14 protein-coding genes are annotated in these 18,497 nt (G+C 58.0%); 2 read left to right on the forward strand and 12 right to left on the reverse strand.

The genetic code is table 11. The features are described from left to right. Positions 1–250: 250 nt before the first annotated feature. Positions 251–1,174: a serine hydrolase gene (locus D3871_RS22420; protein WP_119771504.1), complete on the reverse strand. Its 924-nt coding sequence runs from the start codon at positions 1,172–1,174 to the stop codon at positions 251–253. Positions 1,175–1,400: 226 nt separating this feature from the next. Between D3871_RS22420 and D3871_RS22425 the strand changes: the two genes are divergently transcribed. Next, positions 1,401–2,369: a ketopantoate reductase family protein gene (locus tag D3871_RS22425; protein ID WP_233575764.1), complete on the forward strand. Its 969-nt coding sequence runs from the start codon at positions 1,401–1,403 to the stop codon at positions 2,367–2,369. A 15-nt stretch (positions 2,370–2,384) separates the two neighbouring features. Here the strand turns inward: D3871_RS22425 and D3871_RS22430 are convergent, their stop codons facing one another. The 11 genes from D3871_RS22430 to D3871_RS22480 all read right to left on the reverse strand — a co-directional run bounded on the left by D3871_RS22430 (position 2,385) and on the right by D3871_RS22480 (position 16,515). Then, positions 2,385–3,260, reverse strand: a complete 876-nt coding sequence (locus D3871_RS22430) for a M48 family metallopeptidase (RefSeq protein ID WP_158598018.1) — start codon at positions 3,258–3,260, stop codon at positions 2,385–2,387. Between the two features lies 1 nt (position 3,261). Next, complete coding sequence (locus D3871_RS22435; protein WP_119771242.1) at positions 3,262–3,804, reverse strand: SH3 domain-containing protein; 543 nt, start codon at positions 3,802–3,804, stop codon at positions 3,262–3,264. After that, entirely contained in the window at positions 3,801–5,684 is a 1,884-nt protein-coding gene (locus tag D3871_RS22440; protein ID WP_119771243.1) for a CHASE2 domain-containing protein, read from the reverse strand. Before D3871_RS22440 ends, D3871_RS22435 begins: the two co-directional genes overlap by 4 nt. 204 nt (positions 5,685–5,888) lie before the next feature. Further along, the gene (locus D3871_RS22445) at positions 5,889–6,749 is read right to left on the reverse strand and encodes a 2OG-Fe(II) oxygenase (protein ID WP_233575765.1); all 861 of its coding nucleotides are present in this window, start codon (positions 6,747–6,749) and stop codon (positions 5,889–5,891) included. Between the two features lie 235 nt (positions 6,750–6,984). Beyond that, positions 6,985–7,968: an ROK family protein gene (locus tag D3871_RS22450; RefSeq protein ID WP_119771244.1), complete on the reverse strand. Its 984-nt coding sequence runs from the start codon at positions 7,966–7,968 to the stop codon at positions 6,985–6,987. Between the two features lie 32 nt (positions 7,969–8,000). Further along, complete coding sequence (locus D3871_RS22455; protein ID WP_119771245.1) at positions 8,001–9,788, reverse strand: glycoside hydrolase family 15 protein; 1,788 nt, start codon at positions 9,786–9,788, stop codon at positions 8,001–8,003. Further along, the gene (gene otsB / locus D3871_RS22460) at positions 9,785–10,567 is read right to left on the reverse strand and encodes a trehalose-phosphatase (RefSeq protein ID WP_119771246.1); all 783 of its coding nucleotides are present in this window, start codon (positions 10,565–10,567) and stop codon (positions 9,785–9,787) included. Before otsB ends, D3871_RS22455 begins: the two co-directional genes overlap by 4 nt. 2 nt (positions 10,568–10,569) lie before the next feature. Further along, positions 10,570–12,828 carry an alpha,alpha-trehalose-phosphate synthase (UDP-forming) gene (locus D3871_RS22465; protein WP_119771247.1) on the reverse strand — a complete coding sequence of 753 codons (2,259 nt, stop codon included), beginning with the start codon at positions 12,826–12,828 and terminating at the stop codon, positions 10,570–10,572. A gap of 158 nt (positions 12,829–12,986) precedes the next feature. Next, positions 12,987–13,289, reverse strand: coding sequence for a hypothetical protein (locus D3871_RS22470; protein WP_119771248.1), 303 nt, complete (start codon positions 13,287–13,289; stop codon positions 12,987–12,989). Between the two features lie 24 nt (positions 13,290–13,313). Then, on the reverse strand, positions 13,314–13,538 hold the full coding sequence (locus tag D3871_RS22475) for a hypothetical protein (protein ID WP_119771249.1): 225 nt from the start codon (positions 13,536–13,538) through the stop codon (positions 13,314–13,316). Positions 13,539–13,833: 295 nt separating this feature from the next. Then, a complete protein-coding gene (locus D3871_RS22480) occupies positions 13,834–16,515 on the reverse strand; it encodes a bifunctional diguanylate cyclase/phosphodiesterase (protein WP_158598019.1) in 2,682 nt (893 codons plus the stop codon). A 347-nt stretch (positions 16,516–16,862) separates the two neighbouring features. Between D3871_RS22480 and ppnN the strand changes: the two genes are divergently transcribed. Further along, on the forward strand, positions 16,863–18,233 hold the full coding sequence (ppnN, locus tag D3871_RS22485) for a nucleotide 5'-monophosphate nucleosidase PpnN (protein ID WP_119771251.1): 1,371 nt from the start codon (positions 16,863–16,865) through the stop codon (positions 18,231–18,233). Positions 18,234–18,497 lie beyond the last annotated feature (264 nt).

The following is an 18,497-nucleotide window of genomic DNA, read 5'->3' on the forward strand; positions in this document are numbered from 1 at the left end:
TTCGGGCTTCGACGGTAGATGACGTCTTACCCGGCTGCGTTGCCTCCTATCCGCTTCCTGTTCGTCAGGCCAGCGCTTTGCCTTCGGCTTCCTTCAGATTCACAGTCGCCCGCGACACCCTTGCCGTTCAGCTAGCTCTTCCCCTTGTCGGGTGAGCAAAGGACTTTCACCTCCAAGTGAGTGCGCCCTGCCGGGCGCACACCAAAAAAAATGGCCCGAATCCGGGCCATTTTTTATTTGAACGCGACTTTTACATGCTCGGACGCTTCTTGCGTGCCTTGGTATTGCTCACCGCGCCACCTTTCGCCTTGACCAGCACGACCGACGCCTGATTGCCGCGCGACTTGCGCTGGGCAACGCGTGGCGCCGGTTTGGCAGCAATCATCGGTTCGCCAGTCAGCAAGCGCTGCACGTTTTCGGCGTCGACCATGCGCGCCGCACTTTCCTTGGCATTGAGCAGCACCACAATGACGCGCTTGCCGGCTGCCTGGAAACGCATCACCAGGCAGCGGCCTGCTTCGCGAGTGAAGCCGGTCTTCGATAGCAGGATGTTCCAGCCGTCGCGGCCGACCAGGCGGTTGGTATTGTTGTACTGCACCATGCGCCCATTCATGTCCATCAAGTCACCGGTTTCGGTACTCATCTGGCTGATTTCCGGATAAGCGGAGGCCGCCGCAGCCATTTTGACGAGGTCCACGGCAGTCGAGCGGTTATACGGCGACAGTCCGGTCGGTTCTTCGATCGCGGTCTGGTGCATGTTGAGAGCAACCAGCTTATCCTTTACTGCGGCGACAAATCCAAGATGACCGCCCGGAAAGGTGCGCGCCAGAGCGGCAGCCGCACGGTTATCGGAAGACATCAGCGACAGTTCAAGCAAAGCCTTCCGCGACAGCACGACGCCAACAGGAACACGCGAAGAACTATGCTTGAGCGTATCGACATCGCTCTCGTCGATGCTGATCAGTTCATTCATGTCCAGCCGGGCGTCGAGCACCACCATGGCGGTCATCAATTTGGTCAGCGAAGCGATCGGCACCACATCGTGTGCATTCTTCTCGAGCAGGACGGTACCGGAGTCTTCTTCGAACACCAGCGCATGCTGGGAACTCAACGGAACCGCAAATGCCGACGCTGCCGTGCTCAGCAGCAGCGTCATCAGGGTTTTTTTGATCATGTAGGCCACAGTAAAAAAGGTTGTACTACGGCACTAATCATAGCTGCTTAATGAATGGCAAGGTTTGCTAAAAAGCATTGAATTGAATAAATATTTTTAAACGTTGCGAATGCGTCTTGACCACTTTTCAACCTCGATCCACAGCGCTCGCCCGGCCTGGCCGACGGAAGCAGCGGCTTCCCGATACAATCGAGCGCATTCCCCCTTTCCATTCCTGAGGATTACCGTGACGTCTTCCGCTTTTCCACCGTGCAGGGTGCTGGTCGTCGGCGCCGGCGCGATCGGCAGTTTTTATGGTTCTCTGTTGCAGACGCAGGGCGCGGAGGTATCGGTCGTATGCCGGTCAGAACGCGAAGCCGTGTCCCGGGACGGCTTTCATATCGAAAGCAAACGCCTGAGCGACCGTGTATTCCGGCCGGCGCAGACGCTGGGCAGCGTCGCGGACTACCAGGGTGGGCCGCCGGATTTCCTGATCCTCAGTGTCAAGGTGGTGGAAGGAACCGACCGCGCCGCGCTGATCCGCGATGCGGTGGGGCCGCAAACCGCGATCGTGCTGATCGAAAACGGCGTGGAAATCGAAGAAGAGATCGCTGCCAGCTTTCCGGACAACGAGTTGATCAGCGCCCTCGCCTTTGTCCAGGTCAGCCGGGTCGGGCCGGGCAAGGTCAAGCACTTTGCCTACGGCGACCTGACCTTCGGCAATTACCCGTCCGGCCTGAGCGAACGCAGCCGGCAGCTCGGCGCCATGCTCGATAGCGCCGGGATAAAAAGCACACTGACTGAAGATGTCGTGACCGGCCGCTGGCAGAAGTGCCTGTGGAATGCGGTCTTCAATCCGATTTCGGTGCTGGGCGGCGTGCTCGACACCGGCCATATCCTGTCCGGCGCGGAAGGAGAAGCATTCGTGCGGCGCGCGATGCAGGAAGTCTGCGCGATCGCGGCTGCTACGGGGCATCCTTTGCCGCCGGCCCTCATCGATCAATTCATAGAAGGCACGCGCAAGGCGCCGCCTTACAAAACCAGCATGGCGCTGGACTATGAAAACGGCCGCCCGATGGAAACCGAAGTCATACTCGGCAATGCGGTACGGGCGGGACGCCGGGAAAAGGTGGCAATCCCGGCCCTGGAAAGCCTGTATGCGCTGATGAAGATGGTCGAACTCAAGCAGGCTTCGTCATCGACACCGCAGGGCTGAAAGTTACAAAACCGTCTACTTCCGGAATTCGCCCAGTCGTACAGTGAGAGGCTGTCCCTGGCTCGCCGGCAGGCTGTCAAAACGATCCTGCATCAAGCGGTCCAGCATGTCTATGCGTGCGGACGGCGCGGGGTGCGTCTTGAAGAGCAGTGAAAATTCTCCATCGCCCGGGTTCTGCGCCTGCAGGGTTTGCAGTACGGAAGGCAGGCCGAACGCATCGTAGCCGGCACGCGCGGCGATCACGACGCCGAGGCGATCCGCTTCGAACTCGTCCTCCTTGTCGAGGCCGCTTGCATACAGTTTGCGTCCGACATTCATCAATGCATTGCGTGCTTCCGTGTTGCCGCCCTTGTTGGCTGCGATGACAAAGTCCCCGAGCAAGGCCATGCCGGCATTCTTTTGCACTGCCCGCAAATGATGCTTTTTTAGCACGTGCCCGATTTCATGCGCGAGTACGCCAGCCAGTTCAGCTTCGCTGCGCATGCGTGCAAGCAGTCCACGGGTAACGAAAATATAGCCGCCTGGTGTAGCGAAAGCATTGAAGCCGGCGTCGTCCAACACGCCGAAAGTCCATGGCAGGTCTGGCCGTTCAGTCTGCAGCGCAAGCCACCGGCCCAGTGTATTGACGTAGCGTTGCAGTGCGGGATCGGCAACCAGGGGCTTGGCTCCGAGCAGGGTGGCAGCGAATTCCTGGCCGATGTGCACTTCTTCGGATTCATCCGGCTCGCGCGATGCCTTGGTCAGATTGCTGACGGTGTTGCCGATGTTGATTCCCCCCAGCTTGTCGCCGATCTTGCCCAGTCCCGGGAGCGAAAACGGCAGTTGCGCACTGGCGGTCACCGCCGTTGCGGCAAATGTGAGGCCGACGATAGCTTTGACAATGTGGCGCATCTCAGCTTCCCTCCATGTTGCGTGTGGCGGCCGTTTGCGGCTCCGGCAAGTAATCGACCTTGAGCGGCGACAGCTTGCTGCGATCGGCAAACGCCTGGGCGGCATTGCGATCCGTGCTAAAGCGCTGGGCCTTGTTCAGTTCGGCGGGATTGGCTTGCGCATGCTGCAGATCTTCTTCGGACAGGCCGCGCACACCGGTGGTAACGGTCGCGGTGTTCGACGTGCGTCCGGACGATAGCAAGCTGTTGAGCGCACCGAGCGGATTGCCGCTGACCGGTGCGGCGCTGGGAGCGGCGGCCGAATTTTCCTGCTTCAACGCGAGCATGCGTACCCAGCCACTTTGGCCAGCCGCGGTCTTGACCTGGGTCCATGCGCCTTTGCGTGCAATGACCTCGACCCTGGTGTTTTCGGGCAGGCTTGCCACGCTGCTTGCATCGGACTGAGCGTGCGACTGCAGGTCGGTCGCGCGGCTGGTCAGCGCGGATTCGGCGTACGCCATGCCGGACGCCAGCATGGCAGCCAATGCCAGAGGCAGATATTTCATGCGGTTTTTCTCCTTGGTTCAAATAGCTCGACGGCTGCCAGGCGCCCTTTCACCGCAAACGCGCCATGATGGCAAAAATCCGTCTCATCCTGTACGCCCGCCGCGCGCATCGTGTCCTCGGTCACGAGCACGCGCGCCACGCCCTTGGTCAATCCTTCGACGCGGCTGGCAAGATTGACGGTGTCGCCAATCGCGGTGTAATCCAGTTTGCGTTGCGCGCCGATGAACCCGACCACCGCAGGGCCCGTATGCACGCCGATGCCCACATCGAAATCGCCGGTGTCGGAACCTTCGGCGGCCAGTTCCTGTTTGAATTCAATCAGCACCTGCTGCATTTCCAGCGCCGCTGCCACCGCGCGCCGCGCATGCAGCGGGTCTTCCAGTGGTGCGCCCCAGAATGCCATGATGCAGTCGCCGATAAACTTGTCGAGGGTTCCGCCATGACGGAACACCACTTCCACCTGCCGTTCGAAATAACGGTTGAGCAGCTTGACCACTTCCTGCGGCGGGCGACTCTCCGACAGCGTCGTGAAGCCGCGAATATCGGAAAAGAGCACGGTGATATCGCGGGTACGGCCGGACAGGCTTTCGACGGTTTCGCCCTGGTCGATGATCTGTCGCACCACATTCGGGTTCAAGAAGCGGCCGAACAGCGAGACTGCCTGTTCGCGCGCACGTCGTTCACGCAGATAGCCGGCAAGGGCCGCGCACAGAAAACAAATCCACGCAAACACGAGCGGTGTGACGACCGGCAGCAGCCAGCCGCCCGCAAGCGCCGCATCGGCGGTCATTACCGCAGCAAGGGAAAGCGTGACCAGCAATGCCCCCGTCAGCATCGGATGCAGGCGGCGGGAGAAAGCTACGGCGGCCAATGCGATCAGGACCGCTCCCAATACGAACGATGCAATTTTCGGGGCCGGCGTCAGGCTGCGGTCAGTGACAAGGTTATCGATCGCCACGGCGAGGATGTCGACACCCGGATAACCCGTATCGAGCGGCGTCAGATGATGATCGAAGGATCCGGCGGCCGATGAGCCGATCACGACGATCCTGTTGCGAAACAGTTGATCGAGCGCACGCATTTCATCGGTAGTCAGGGTCGGCCGCTGTTCGGTCAGCAAGCGGTACAGCTCGCTGTAGCGCAAGCGCTTGTGACCTGCTTTCGGCCAGCGCATCATGAATTCCGCCTGTGCCGGAATCCGCCTACCGAATTCGCTCGCCACCCGCGCCGGGAGCGATGGAAGGCGATAGCCGCCAACCTCCGTATGCAAGCGATAGCGGCGTAATACGCCGTCTTCGTCTTCGATACTGTTGACCAGGCCCAGCCGCCATGCGGATTGCTCGATTGCGGCCGGCAACATAAGGGCTGCACGCGCATCGGGATTGCCGCTCGCGATGCCGAAGGCGGGTGCGAGGCCATGCAGGGAATTGCCTGATGCATCGAGCGATGGATGCGCCCGCACCGCGGACAAGAAAACATGTGGAGTGGCGCGAATCGCCTCGGAGAGACGGGCGTCGCTCTTTGGCCGCTTCAAGTCCCTTTCTGCAAACGCGATGTCGAAGACAACGGCGCGCGGTGCAAATTCTGCCAGCCCTTCCAGCAGGTCGGCATGGATTTCACGCGGCCATGACCACAGGCCGGCAATGTCTTGCATGGCCTCGAGGCTGGCATCGTCGATATCGACAATGACGATGCCCGGATCGGCGGCATAGTCTGCGGCGTGACGGCGCATGAATACATCCGACAGCCGCAGCTCGGTGGTCGCCAGCGTATGAACGGCGAACATCTCCAGCGCCATCAGCCCGATCAGGGCAAGCGCAAGAACAGAATGCCGGGACAGCGCCCGGTGCCGGAATGGTGAAGTCGAGAAGAGCTGCATACGGCAGCACCTCCCGCGCCGCCGGATATATATTGATATAAAGCAATATTAACCGGGTGCGGAAGGAAGTGCCACCCGAACCGGCATAAGGCGGTCGCGGTGGCCCGCGCCGCGTTGTTTGGACGGCCATAAAAAAACCCCGGCGCATGCCTGCGTCGGGGTTAAAACAGCCTTCGAGGAGAAGTTGATGATGCCGAAATGGCTCTAACGGTATTCGCGCTGCCTCAGCCACTTGGTGGCGATCACCTTGACGCCGCGTGCGACCGGCTCGCCGGCGTGCAGCGTCTTCTGGTCGGGATTGCCGTAATGGTCGGTATTAAGAAAGCAGACAGCGGAGCCCTTCTTGGGCTGCACCTGCAATCCGATATTCGGGAAGGATGTGCCGCCGCCCTCCTCCACCTCGCTGAGGTACATGATGATGGTCGCGACCCGCTGCCCGCCGCGCTCGAGATGCTTGCGCGGCCCGGGTGACGCCGCATCGAACCAGTCGTAGTGTGGGCGGTATTCGTTATCTTTCTCGTAACGAAGCACTTGCAAGCCTTCGCCGTTTTCCACCGGCCAGTCGATCAGCGCCGCGAGGCGGTTTTCGATGCGCGACACCAGTTCGCATTCGCCGCGCTGCAGCATGGCGCCGCGACTGCTGCGATGGGCATGCACTTGAGTACTGCCGTCGCGGTCCGACACGACAGGCGAACGCTCAAGCCGGCTTTCGGTATAAGCGATCATCGCATCGCATTCTTCATCGCTCAGCACATTGCCGAACAAAACCACGCGCGGCGCTTGGAGCGAAAGCAGTACCTGCACCTGACGATCAAGCGCCTGGATGGTATTGGATGCGCCATCCAGGCGAGGCATCGGTTGAATGGCGGGAGCTTGCGCCTGTCCGTCGCCGCTGCGATGCAGCGCTTCGTCGATCGCTGCCCGTGCAAGCTGCCCGTCGAAATGGCCATCGCGGACCATGATCGCGGCCATTTCGTCCGGATGGCAGGAGCGCGCCAGGTTTGCATTGATCCATGCCTGCCATTCCTTTGGCAAAGCAACAAGTGCGGAATTCATCATCATCATGCTAAGTATCTCTCGCGTTAAACATTACCGCGCATGACAGATCTGCAAGATTGCTTGCCGCCTTCGCTGGCGCTGCCTTACGGGTATTTCTGTGACGCAAGACTCCCTTAATGGTTCCTCATGAGCATCAATTATCCTTACTACGCTTGCAAGTTGTATATCGGGAAAAGGATGAATTGAAAGGTCAGCGAAAAAACATGAATTTAAGACTTTTCCTACGATTAAGAACTTGGTATTAAGGCATCAGTTTTTGCCACGGTGTGTTTATTCTCCAGTGTGTTGCCCATGTATCAGGCAGCACCAGGGATAACGCGCCGATATCGGTGACCATGGTGCCCAACCCCGATGGCGTGATCGTCACGCCGTCCGTCAGTGCAGGGAAACGGCTTTCGACTTCCGCCTTTACCAGCGGCGCAAGCCATTCGCCGTGATGCACCCACACGCTGCCGCCGATCACAAAGCGTCTTGTGTCGAGCGTCGCGGTCAGGTTATACAGCGTCCGCCCGAACCATTTGGCCGCCTCGGCCGCAACCTGTCGCGCATCCGTTCTACCGTCACGCGCCGCATTGAACAGGTTCGCAGCCGTCATGTTTAACCGGTTCGCAAGATTGCGACCGGATATCAGACTTTCGATATCGCCCCGGTTGCCGCATCCGCAGACCGCATCTTCCTGTTCATTCATCAGCATGTGGCCGGCATGCCCGGCATTGCCATGCTTGCCGCGCAACAGGCGGCCGTCCACGCACAGGCCGAACCCGATCCCGGTGCTCCAGGTGACATACACGCAATTGGGTTCGTCCTGCACTGCGCCGAAAGCGCGCTCTCCCGCGAGCGCGGCGACGCAATCATTTTCGATGACCACGCGCGAATATTTTTCCCGTAACACTTGTTCCAGCGGCACGGTTTTCCAATCGTTCGGAAGATCGTTAGCCTTGGCGCCCGCGCCGCAGATATTCGGCGTCGACAAGGCGAGCAACCCATCCTCCAATACGAACGGGCCGCATGAGGCCACGCCGATGCTGTCGATCCGGTCGTCGGGGATACCGGCTTGACGACAGGCTGTTTGCAGAAGTTCGATGGCCTTTTCAGGCAGTGCGCGCCGGGTACCCGACTTCGGGGTCGGCGCCGTGATCCGTGCGAGCGGCCCTTCCGGTCCCGCCACAATGGCGGCGATCTTCGTGCCGCCGATATCCAGCGCGCCAATGTAGTGATCCTGCATAATTGCTCCGTTTCAATGCGTTTCAATGCGTCTCAATACGCCTTATCCCAGGCAATGCTAAGCCTCGATGCGCACTGGATCAACCCTACCATGCTGTAGGTCTGCGGAAAATTTCCCCACAATTCTCCGCTTTCAAGCGATACATCTTCCGCCAGCAATCCCAGGTGATTGCATTTCCCGAGCACATTTTCGAACAGCTTGCGTGCCCGCTCGGTTTCGCCCATTTTGGCGAGCGCAAGTATCCACCATAAGGTGCATACAAGAAAAGCCGACTCGGGCCGGCCGAAATCGTCTTCCTCGTCATATCGCAACAGAAAGTCACCGCGACGCAAATGCTTTTCCACCGTATTGACGGTGGCGACAAAGCGCGGATCATTAGGTGCGAGAAACTGGAACTCGGCCATCAGCAAGAGGCTGGCGTCGACCCGGTCGCCCTGAAAGGTGGACACAAAACTGCCGATCACGGGATTCCATGCAGCCTCGCAGATATCCTGATGAATGTCCTTCGCATGCATGGCCCATTGCGTCTGCCGTTCGGGTAATCCAAGATGGCCGGCGATCACCGCAAGCCGATGGCAGGCAGCCCAGCACATGATGCTGGAAAAGGTATGTACCCGCCGCGAACCGCGCAATTCCCAGATGCCGGAATCGGGCTGCCGGTAACAGCGCACCGCTTGTTCACCGAGACGTTCCAGGTCGAGAAACATGTGCCGCCCGGCCGGACGTTCAAGCCGGGTATCGAAAAACGCCTGCGTACTGGCCAGCACCGCTGCGCCGAATACATCGTTCTGTACCTGACCGTAGGCGAGGTTGCCGATCCTTACCGGCCCCATCCCGCGATAACCATCCAGGCCGGGGGCAATGCGCTCTTCAAGCACGGCCTCGCGCCGTATGCCATAGACCGGTTGCAGCGGCGCATCGCGACTGTCGGCGATGATGTTGAGAATATAGTCGAGGTAATGTTCCATGGTCCCGGTCGCGCCAAGACTGTTGAGAGCATTGACCACAAAGTAGGCGTCGCGCAGCCAGCAATAGCGATAATCCCAGTTGCGGCCGCTGCCGGGCGCCTCGGGAATGGAAGTCGTCACCGCAGCGACGATGGCGCCGGTGTCGTCGAAGGCATTGAGCTTCAGGGTAATTGCCGCGCGGATCACGACTTCCTGCCACTCGAAAGGGATGGCAAGATTGCGCACCCAGCGATGCCAGTAGGCGCGCGTCTTTTCATAGAAGGAACGGCCTACATCGTGCGCCGCGCCGTCCACCGTTTCATCCGGTCCCATCAACAGCGTCACGCTTTCATGCAGAAAGAAGGGACGCTTGTCGAGCACCGAGGTCAGCGATGCATCGGTGGTCAGGCGCATCGATTGCGACAAGCCGATGTACGACACATGATGCGCACCGGAGCGCGTTTCGGCGCGGCCGTCGCCGTAGCCGACCGCCGGAGCGACATGCAGCGTGATACGCGGGCGCCCGGCAGTGCGCCGCACGATGCGCACCACCATTGCCGGCGCAAACATCCGACCATGCAGATAGAAGCGCGGGGCGAAATCCACCAATTCTATGCCATTGCCGCCGCTATCGCGCATGCGCGTTACCAGAATGGCGGAATTGCGCTCATAGTACTGATCGATCGCCACCACATCGTCGAGCGTGACACCAATTTCGCCAATGGCGGCTTCCCGCTGTTCGGACCGCAGCAACGAGCAGCATATGGGATCGCTATCGAAATAGGGATAACACCACCAGACGATAGACCCGCGCTTGTCGACCAATGCGCTAGTGCGCGAATTGCCGATCAAGCCGAGGTCAAGCGTCGTCATGCGCGCTCCGCTGCGGGCCGGCCTGCAAGCCGGACAATCAATTCATCCAGCAAACGCAGAATGTCGCGCGGATAAGGCAGGAAAAAATCTGCCGCGCTTTCCGCAGAGTGTTCGATACGCACCGATAACACCTCGGGTCTACGCATACGGAAAACGTCTTCATCCGTGACATCGTCGCCGACATAGAGCGCACCGGCCGCATCACCGAGTTCCATCAGGCGCAGCAAGGCACTCCCCTTGTGGCAAGCATCCTGCGCCAGCAGATTGAATACGCATTTCCCGGCAACCACACGCGGCGCAGGCGACAGGCCGGCAAACAAATTCTCCAGCTGTCTTGCGCTTTGATCCACATCCTCCACCTGGCGGTAGTGCACGGACAATGAATAGCGCTTGTCTTCGAGCTGGATGCCGCGATCGAACTCAGGCTTTGCCAATGCAAGATCCAGTTGCACGCGCCAGGTGCTGCAGGTCGCCTCGTGCTCGGCGGCGAGCCCTTCCCAGCCGGGTACGCCTTCCAGGCCATGATTGCCGACGACAAAGTCAGGCTTGAAACCCAGGCGTGCACTGATATCGAGCACCGAGCGCCCGGTGATGATGGCAACCGGCGCAAGCTTTGCCAGTACCAGCAGCCTTTCGCGAATACTGTCCGGCAAGCGGGCTTCATCCGGAATCGCCACGATAGGCGCCAGGGTGCCATCGAAATCGAATGCGCACAACATGTGGCCGTTCACAAGCTTGTCGAGGCGTTTGACGCCTGCGTCTGAAAAAAGAGGTCCCATGTCTACACCACGCGACGCAAGGATTTGCGGCTGTGCGAGCGGATCTTGCTCATGATCCTTTCGCGCTGGCGCAATCGCGCGGCATCGAGCAGCATGCGGCCCGCCCAGCGGTAAATATTGAAATCCTTGACCAGCGAACGCATGCTGCGCATCCGCTCGGACTGTTCCGCCTCCGGCATGGTGAGCGCGCGGTACAGCGCGTCCGCACTTTGCTCGATATGGTAAGGATTCACCATCAGCGCTTCATGCAACTCGCGCGCTGCCCCGGTGAACTGGCTCAGCACCAGGACGCCGCGATCGTCGTCGCGCGCCGCGATGAATTCCTTGGCAACCAGATTCATGCCGTCATGCAGGCTGGTGACCAGGCAGGTTTCCGAGGCCCGATAGTAACGGGTCACCTGTTCCGAATCGTGGTGTTCGGCTTTCAGGATGAGCGGCTGATAGTTGCCGCTGGCGAAGCGGTTATTGATCCGCTGGACCAGGGTGCGTACCCGTGTCTCGAAGTTCTGGTATTCGTCCAGCGAGGAACGTGTCGGCGCGGCGATCTGGATCATGGTGAATTTGCCGACCAGGTCGGGATGCAGTTCCAGCATTCTTTCGATCGCCTGAAAACGTTCGATGATGCCCTTGGTGTAATCGAGACGGTCGACCCCGACGGCCAACAGATGATTAGCAGGCAAGCCATGTTCCTCGCGTATGGTCTTGCGGCATTCCGCCACCGAGGGTTGTTCACTGTTGGGCTCGGGCCAGGCAATCGAAATCGGATAATGTTTCACCTGCGTCAGCTTGCCACCATACGAAATCGTTGACGCTTCGTGTTCGATGCGTGTTTCCAGATAACGGTCCACCGTTTCGAGGAAATTCTTGCAATGCAGCTGGGTATGAAAGCCGAGTATGGTACTGCCCAGCAAACCTTCAAGAATTTCTTCACGCCATGGGCAAATGCCGAAGGATTCGGGATTGGGCCAAGGAATATGCCAGAACGTGATGATCGTTGCTTTCGGCAACTGTTCCTTCACCATGCGCGGCAACAGCGCGAAGTGGTAATCCTGTACCAGTACGACAGGATCGTCGGTGCGGGCTTCCTTGACGACTGCATCGGCAAAGTGCTGGTTTACCGCTTCGTACTGTTCCCAGTCCGATGAGCGGAAGACCGGGCGCACATGGGCGATATGACAGAGTGGCCACAGGCCTTCGTTCGCGAAGCCGTAGTAATAGCCTTTTTCTTCTTCTTTCGTCAGCCATACCCGGCGCAGCGTATAGCTGGGATTGGAAGGCGGCACTGCGACGCGGTCGTTGCGGTCCACGGTTTCCTTGTCGGCGGACCCGCTGCCGTGCGCAATCCAGGTGCCGGAGCAGGCACGCATGACGGGCTCGACCGCCGTCACCAGTCCGCTCGCGGGACGCTGCACCTCGATACCCTTGCGGGTGCGCGCGTGCAGATACGGTTCCCGGTTGGATACGACCAATACCTCATCGCCTGCCAGTTCTTCATGCAGCAGTACGCGCAATTTTTCCGGTGTCCACAAGTGAGTGGGATCATCCTGGGTTCGACGTTCGATGTTGAATTCATGCAGCATCGCGCGCAAGTCACCTTCCAGCGAGCGGATTTCCGGCGCCGTCGAATGCTGTTGCTGCGAATGCGGTCCGAGCTGGCCGCGTAAAATTCCCTTGACCGATGCGATCCAGTCGCGCCAGCTCAGATGGGCGACGAAGACCGTGATCATGGATATCACGATTGCCAGCAATGTAAACAAGCCGATCACATACTTCTTGGTATCGGCGCTGCGGCGCTCGATGAAGCTCATGTCGTGCACCAGGATCAGCTTGCCCAAGGCCTGGCCTTCTGATTCCAGCAGACTGTCGGACACATGCAGCGAACCTGGAGGCAGAGATACCAGCGATTCCTTGCGTCCGTTCTTGGGCAGCTCGGACCGGCATCCCAGTGAGGCGGGATAGGTATTGGTCTTGTAAAGCAGATTGCCCGCCGGATCGCAGAATGCGATTGCATATAAGCGTTCATCACGCAAAGCGCGGTCGAACAACTGGTTGATACGTTTCTCGGATTTCTGTGGGATATATTCAAACAGCGGTTCCTGCAAGGCATTGGCAAGCGACTGCGATCTTGCATCCAGATCCCGTACGAACCAGCGCAAGGTCAGGTTATCGACGAGTGGCACAACGGCATAGGCAATCAGGCCGAGCACCATGGCAAGAGGAAGGACAAAACGAAGTGCAAGCTGGAATAGTCTAGATGGCATAGTCTCTTCCAAGAATCATACTGCCGTAAGGCAGCGGCCGTTTATTCACTATCCCGCAGCGCTTTCATCAACAAGTGATTCGGCGATCCTGATACCCGTGACAAGGCATTCCATTCCTTGCCTGAAGTGTAGGACAGGCAGGGAAGAAACCGACAGCGTTAGACAGGAATATCATCGATATGGCAGGAGATGGACAGGCTTTGGTCCGCGCAAGGCAGACAACACATGTAAAAGATCATGCGGAAATGTAATAGTTCCTGCTTTTGCGCGCGGGTAAACTCTTGATGTGTCGAGACAGCAGATAAAGCGGTGGTTATCCGGCCTGGCTCCAGCGTTTCATGCAACCGCGCTTCAAAGACTGGCTGCATCACGCAGATCACGCAGACGCCAGCCTGGGCTAAGAAGTACCCATCCTGACAGCAGTCAGGTGAAATGGCCGCCGCGTCACCGGCAACGGCCATTGCAACGGTTGATAAAGCTTGATCTCAGCTTCCGTAGCGCTGGCGTATCAATCGTCTTACCAGCATCTCGGTTTCCTTGGTTTTGTCCTGTCCCTGTTCATGCTCGAACACAACTGTATGTTTCGACTCGTGCCTTGCAATACCTTTGTCATCAGTGACGGAAATTACGGCCATCAGTTTGCCGGGTTCCACTTCTTCCAGTTGTGCTTCTGCATGCCAATGTCCTACGGTATAGCTCAGGGTCTGCATTCTGTTTCTCCAGTATTGACGGGTAGAATCTCCTTCGTATTGCGGTTCGTTACGCATGTTTCAAGTTGCCGCCAGATAGGTATTGCACATGCGCACGCGACCATTTTCTACAACGCTGCCGTGATCACAGCGACACGTTAAACATTTCACTCCAATCGTGCTGCACAGTCGATGATTGCGCTCAAGAACTGCACATATTGATACTTGTCTCGCATCAACACGCAAACAGACGCAGCAAGCACATTCACTGACTGTCTGCCTGCATGAGACCTCGCAGGACGCTTGATGGCGATCGTCAATGCAAGGCCAGTGAACGTCGATCTGCCAGCAGTGTTCTCAATTCTTCAATCGGAACCGGGTGACTGAACAAGTAGCCTTGCATCTCATCGCAACCGTTTTCGCGCAGGAAGGAAAGCTGCTGGGAGTTGGATACCCCTTCGGCGATAACACTCATCCCCAGGCTATGCCCCAGCGAAATCACCGCGCGGGCAATGATGGCGTCATTCGGATCGGCCCCGATGTCGCGTACAAAAGATTGATCGATTTTCAGGTGATCGACCGGAAAACGTTGGAGATAGCTGAGACTGGAATACCCGGTGCCAAAATCATCTATCGCGAGACGCAAGCCCATCGCCTTCAATTCCCTCAGGACGCGGATCGCGTCTTCCGGGTTCTGCATGACGAGGCTTTCGGTCAATTCGAGTTCCAGCGAACCCGGATCCAGTCCGGAAGCCGACAAGGCTTTGCCGATCAGATGCATCAGCGTCTTGGGCCGAAACTGCCGCGCCGATATGTTGACCGCAACGCGCAGGGAAGGCAGTCCGGCGAGCAGCAATTCGCGCGAATGCACACAGGCAGTGTGAAGTACCCATTCGCCGATAGGTACGATCAGGCCGGTCTCTTCCGCGAGCGGAATGAAGGTTGATGGCTCGACGAGCTTTCCCTGTTCGGACTTCCAGCGCAGCAGCGCCTCGACGCCGACCACCTGTCCGCTCTTGAGACTGACCTTGGGTTGATAGTGGAGGATAAACTGGTCCGCGGAGAGCGCCTGGCGCAATTTCGATTCAAGCGACAATCTTTGTTTGACACGCACATTCATCGAAGGCTTGTACATCTGGAAATTGTTCTTTCCTTGTTCCTTTGCGCGGTACATGGCGGCGTCCGCGTTCTTGAGCAGGGTATCGACGTCTGTGCCGTCCTTGGGGTAAAAGCTAAGCCCTATGCTGCAGCTGACAAAGAATTTATGTCCCTGAATTTCAAACGGCTTGTCTATCGATTTGAGTATGCGGTTCATCAGGACGTTGATCGCACTTTCATCCTTGCGGCCAAACAATACGAACGCAAATTCGTCGCCGCCGTAACGGGCAATAGTGTCAGTTTCCCGCAGACAGTCCACCAGGCGGTGGGCAACGGACTTGAGCAATTCGTCGCCGATGGTGTGACCGAGGCTGTCGTTGATGAATTTGAAGTTGTCGAGATCCAGAAAGCCTATGGTCATGCAGTCAGCGTTACGCTCCGCCGTTGCGATGCCATGCCTGATGCGGTCCATCAATACATTGCGGTTCACCAGTTCGGTCAGCGGATCGAAACTCGCTTGCCGTTCGAGCTCATGTTCGTAATGCTTGATCGCGCTGATGTCGTTGAGCACGCCAACGAAATGCGTCACCACGCCATATGGATCACGCACCGGCGCAATATGCATTTCATTCCAGAACAGCGTACCGTCCTTGCGATAGTTACGCAGGAGCGCCGACACTTCCTGCCTTTGCGCTATGGCATTGCGCAGCACTGCGATGCCCGCCTGCTCGGTATCGCCGGCCTGCAAAAAGCGGCAATTGCGGCCGATGAGTTCGGCGACGGCGTAACCGGTAATGCGCTCGAACGCCGGATTCGCGAACTCAACCTGGCCATCCAGCCCAGTGATGACGATCGCATTGACGCTCGCCTGGATCGCACGATCCCTTAGTCGCAAGGTCTCTTCGGCATGTCGCCGTTCGGTAATATCGACGCCCAGTCCGGACACGCATATCTTCCCTTCCAGATCGATGCGCACGCCGCTGAACAGGTAGGGAATGCGCTTTCCGCTCTTGGTAGTCAACTCTGCTTCGATGGTCGCCCATCCGTCTTCAAAAACATCGTGAATGCGTGCGGCTACCGCCGCCTTTTCCGCTTCTGCACCAAAAAAATCCGATGGATTGATGTTCCTGATTTCTTCCTCGCTGTAGCCGCTGACCGTTTCAAGATTGCGGTTCCATCGCAAGTAACGTCCTGCCTGGTCGAACACATAGAACACGCCCGGCAAGCTGTCGATGACCGACTGCAAGTCCCGCGCCTCCGCGGTACGCGATTCGATCTGCGCCTGCAGCGACAGATTGGTTCGATGCAGGGCTGCGGTACGCTCTGCGACGCGCTCTTCCAGTTCAGTGTTCAGCCGACGCAAATGCTCTTCCGAACGACCGAGGTGAGCAAGCGCCTGTTCGACTGCCTTCATGTTCTTGCGCAACTCGAGTTGTGCCACGACTTGCCTCCCCAGGATACCGAGGGCGGCATATTGCACCGAGGTCAGCTTCCGTTCACGGTGATCGAGAACCGCAAAGGTACCCACGATCTGCCCGTCGCGCATCGTCAGCGGCGTACCGGCGTAAAAGCGGATATGCGGTTCGCCGGTGACGAGCGGGTTGTTCATGAAACGCGGATCGGCACATGCATCGGGCACGATCAGCATGCGCCGCTCTACGACAGCGACGTTGCAGAACGCGATTTCTTTTGGCGTTTCCCGCATTTCGATGCCGAAGCGCGACTTGAACCACTGCCGCTTATCGTCGATCAGCGTCATCAGCGCCATCGGCGTATCGCAGATACTTGCGGCAAATCGCGTAATTTCGTCGAACCGTGATTCCGGTTCGGTATCGAGAATATGGCATTCGCTAAGCGATTTCAGACGCAGCTTTTCATCCGTATTGCCGATCAGGTTCATGAATACTCCTGGATACCGGTGAACAGGTGTGCGCCACATGGCAAGGCGCTGCCGCAGCGACCAACCTGATTCGATACACCCATATCTGGATTGTTCACCCCATCGGGGCGAGCTGTGATCCAACACCGGGCTTTCAGTCCATGATAGGCATGGGATTCATGCAAGGCATGCACCATGAAGTTGCCTGCTTGCGACCGGTCAACGGATGTGTGATTGCCATGCCGTTACGCATGATGCCTTGCGGTACCATTTGTATACTCAAGTAGTCACGTATGCGTGTAAGCTACACCCATGCGCACACGACAGGACATGCGCAGTCATTTAATCAAGAAAAGAACTTATCAACTATGGATCATTACGTCGTCGATACCCTAATTTCTCCTGAAGGTCGTCTCGAAATCCTGTCCAAAGCCGAAGTCGCGCGTCTGCTCGACAACAGTCAGGGCGGTCTGTACACCGTATTCCGCAACTGTTCGCTCGCCGTCCTGAATTGCGGAAACGCCATGGACGACGGAAAGGAACTGCTCGAACGCTACAAGTCTTTTGATATCAGCATTATTCAGCGCGAACGTGGAATCAAGCTCGATATCAAGGGTGCGCCGTCGAACGCTTTCGTCGACGGCAAGATGATCAAAGGCATCCATGAACATTTGTTTGCGGTACTGCGCGACGTCATTTTCGTCAATGACGAAATCATGGATAACCCCACGTTCGACCTGTTGTCGACCGAGGGCATCACGGACGCGGTATTCCATATTCTCCGCAATGCCGAGGTCCTTCGACCCATGACTACTCCCAACATGGTTGTCTGCTGGGGCGGCCATTCGATTTCCCGCGAAGAATACGATTACACGAAGAAGGTCGGCTATGAACTGGGCCTGCGTTCGCTCGATATCTGCACCGGCTGCGGACCGGGCGCAATGAAGGGGCCGATGAAAGGCGCGGCCATCGCGCATTCGAAGCAGCGCATCGGCAATGGACGTTATCTCGGCTTGACCGAACCCGGCATCATTGCAGCCGAGTCGCCCAATCCCATCGTCAACGACCTGGTCATCCTGCCGGACATCGAGAAGCGGCTGGAAGCATTCGTGCGTACCGGTCACGGAATTGTGGTTTTCCCGGGTGGTGCCGGCACCGCTGAAGAAATTTTGTACATCCTCGGCATCCTGCTGCATCCGGAAAACGAAGTGCAGCCGTTCCCGCTCATCTTTACCGGCCCGGAAAGCGCGCGCGAGTATTTCGCCCAGATCGACCAGTTCATCGGATTGACACTTGGACCCGACGCCCAGCGACGCTACAAGATCATTATCGACGATCCGGTCCTGGTTGCGCAGGAAATGCAGAACGGCATCAAGCTGGTGCGCGAATTCCGCAAATCGCGCAGCGATGCCTATTATTTCAACTGGTCGCTCCGAATCGACCCGGAATTCCAGAAACCCTTCATGCCCACGCATGCCAACATGCGCAATCTGCACTTGCACAAGAACCAGGAAACACACCTGCTGGCGGCCAATCTGCGGCGCGCGTTTTCCGGTGTGGTGGCAGGCAATGTGAAGGATCAGGGAATCCGTGCGATCGAGGAATATGGCGTGTTCGAAATCCATGGCGATACCAGCATCATGGAACCCATGGATGCCTTGCTGGCATCGTTTGTCACGCAACACCGGATGAAGCTGCCGGGCAAGCAGTACAACCCTTGCTATCGGATCGTCAAATAACCGCGGTGGTCACGTTATGGGGTGAGATTGGTATTCGCTAGAGCAGTTTCAGTCTGACTTGCCAGGCGAGGCCGAGGCGATTTGCCTGCGGAACAAGGCGCGACGACGCGACATGGCGAGCCATGGCAAGGAGAAGCAACGCGGTGCCGCGGGCAAAGCGTCCGGCATCGACGGTACAGTCAGGCTGAAACTGCTCTAATATCCATGCCCGTCGTCCTCACGAAAGTGGGGATCCATGAGCCGCTTGCTTAACGCAGCGACAGA

Origin of the sequence: Noviherbaspirillum saxi, assembly GCF_003591035.1 — a bacterium.
GTDB lineage: Bacteria > Pseudomonadota > Gammaproteobacteria > Burkholderiales > Burkholderiaceae_D > Noviherbaspirillum > Noviherbaspirillum saxi.

Excerpts from the sequence above, each read along its gene's own strand:
- D3871_RS22450 (WP_119771244.1), bottom strand. The coding sequence starts at position 7,968 with ATGCAGGATCACTACATTGGCGCGCTGGATATCGGCGGCACGAAGATC.
- otsB (WP_119771246.1), bottom strand. The coding sequence starts at position 10,567 with ATGGGACCTCTTTTTTCAGACGCAGGCGTCAAACGCCTCGACAAGCTT.
- ppnN (WP_119771251.1), top strand. The coding sequence starts at position 16,863 with ATGGATCATTACGTCGTCGATACCCTAATTTCTCCTGAAGGTCGTCTC.
- D3871_RS22430 (WP_158598018.1), bottom strand. The coding sequence starts at position 3,260 with ATGCGCCACATTGTCAAAGCTATCGTCGGCCTCACATTTGCCGCAACG.
- D3871_RS22445 (WP_233575765.1), bottom strand. The coding sequence starts at position 6,749 with ATGATGATGATGAATTCCGCACTTGTTGCTTTGCCAAAGGAATGGCAG.
- D3871_RS22435 (WP_119771242.1), bottom strand. The coding sequence starts at position 3,804 with ATGAAATATCTGCCTCTGGCATTGGCTGCCATGCTGGCGTCCGGCATG.
- D3871_RS22455 (WP_119771245.1), bottom strand. The coding sequence starts at position 9,788 with ATGACGACGCTTGACCTCGGCTTGATCGGCAATTCGCGCACTAGCGCA.
- D3871_RS22440 (WP_119771243.1), bottom strand. The coding sequence starts at position 5,684 with ATGCAGCTCTTCTCGACTTCACCATTCCGGCACCGGGCGCTGTCCCGG.
- D3871_RS22470 (WP_119771248.1), bottom strand. The coding sequence starts at position 13,289 with ATGGCCGTTGCCGGTGACGCGGCGGCCATTTCACCTGACTGCTGTCAG.
- D3871_RS22480 (WP_158598019.1), bottom strand. The coding sequence starts at position 16,515 with ATGAACCTGATCGGCAATACGGATGAAAAGCTGCGTCTGAAATCGCTT.
- D3871_RS22465 (WP_119771247.1), bottom strand. The coding sequence starts at position 12,828 with ATGCCATCTAGACTATTCCAGCTTGCACTTCGTTTTGTCCTTCCTCTT.
- D3871_RS22475 (WP_119771249.1), bottom strand. The coding sequence starts at position 13,538 with ATGCAGACCCTGAGCTATACCGTAGGACATTGGCATGCAGAAGCACAA.
- D3871_RS22420 (WP_119771504.1), bottom strand. The coding sequence starts at position 1,174 with ATGATCAAAAAAACCCTGATGACGCTGCTGCTGAGCACGGCAGCGTCG.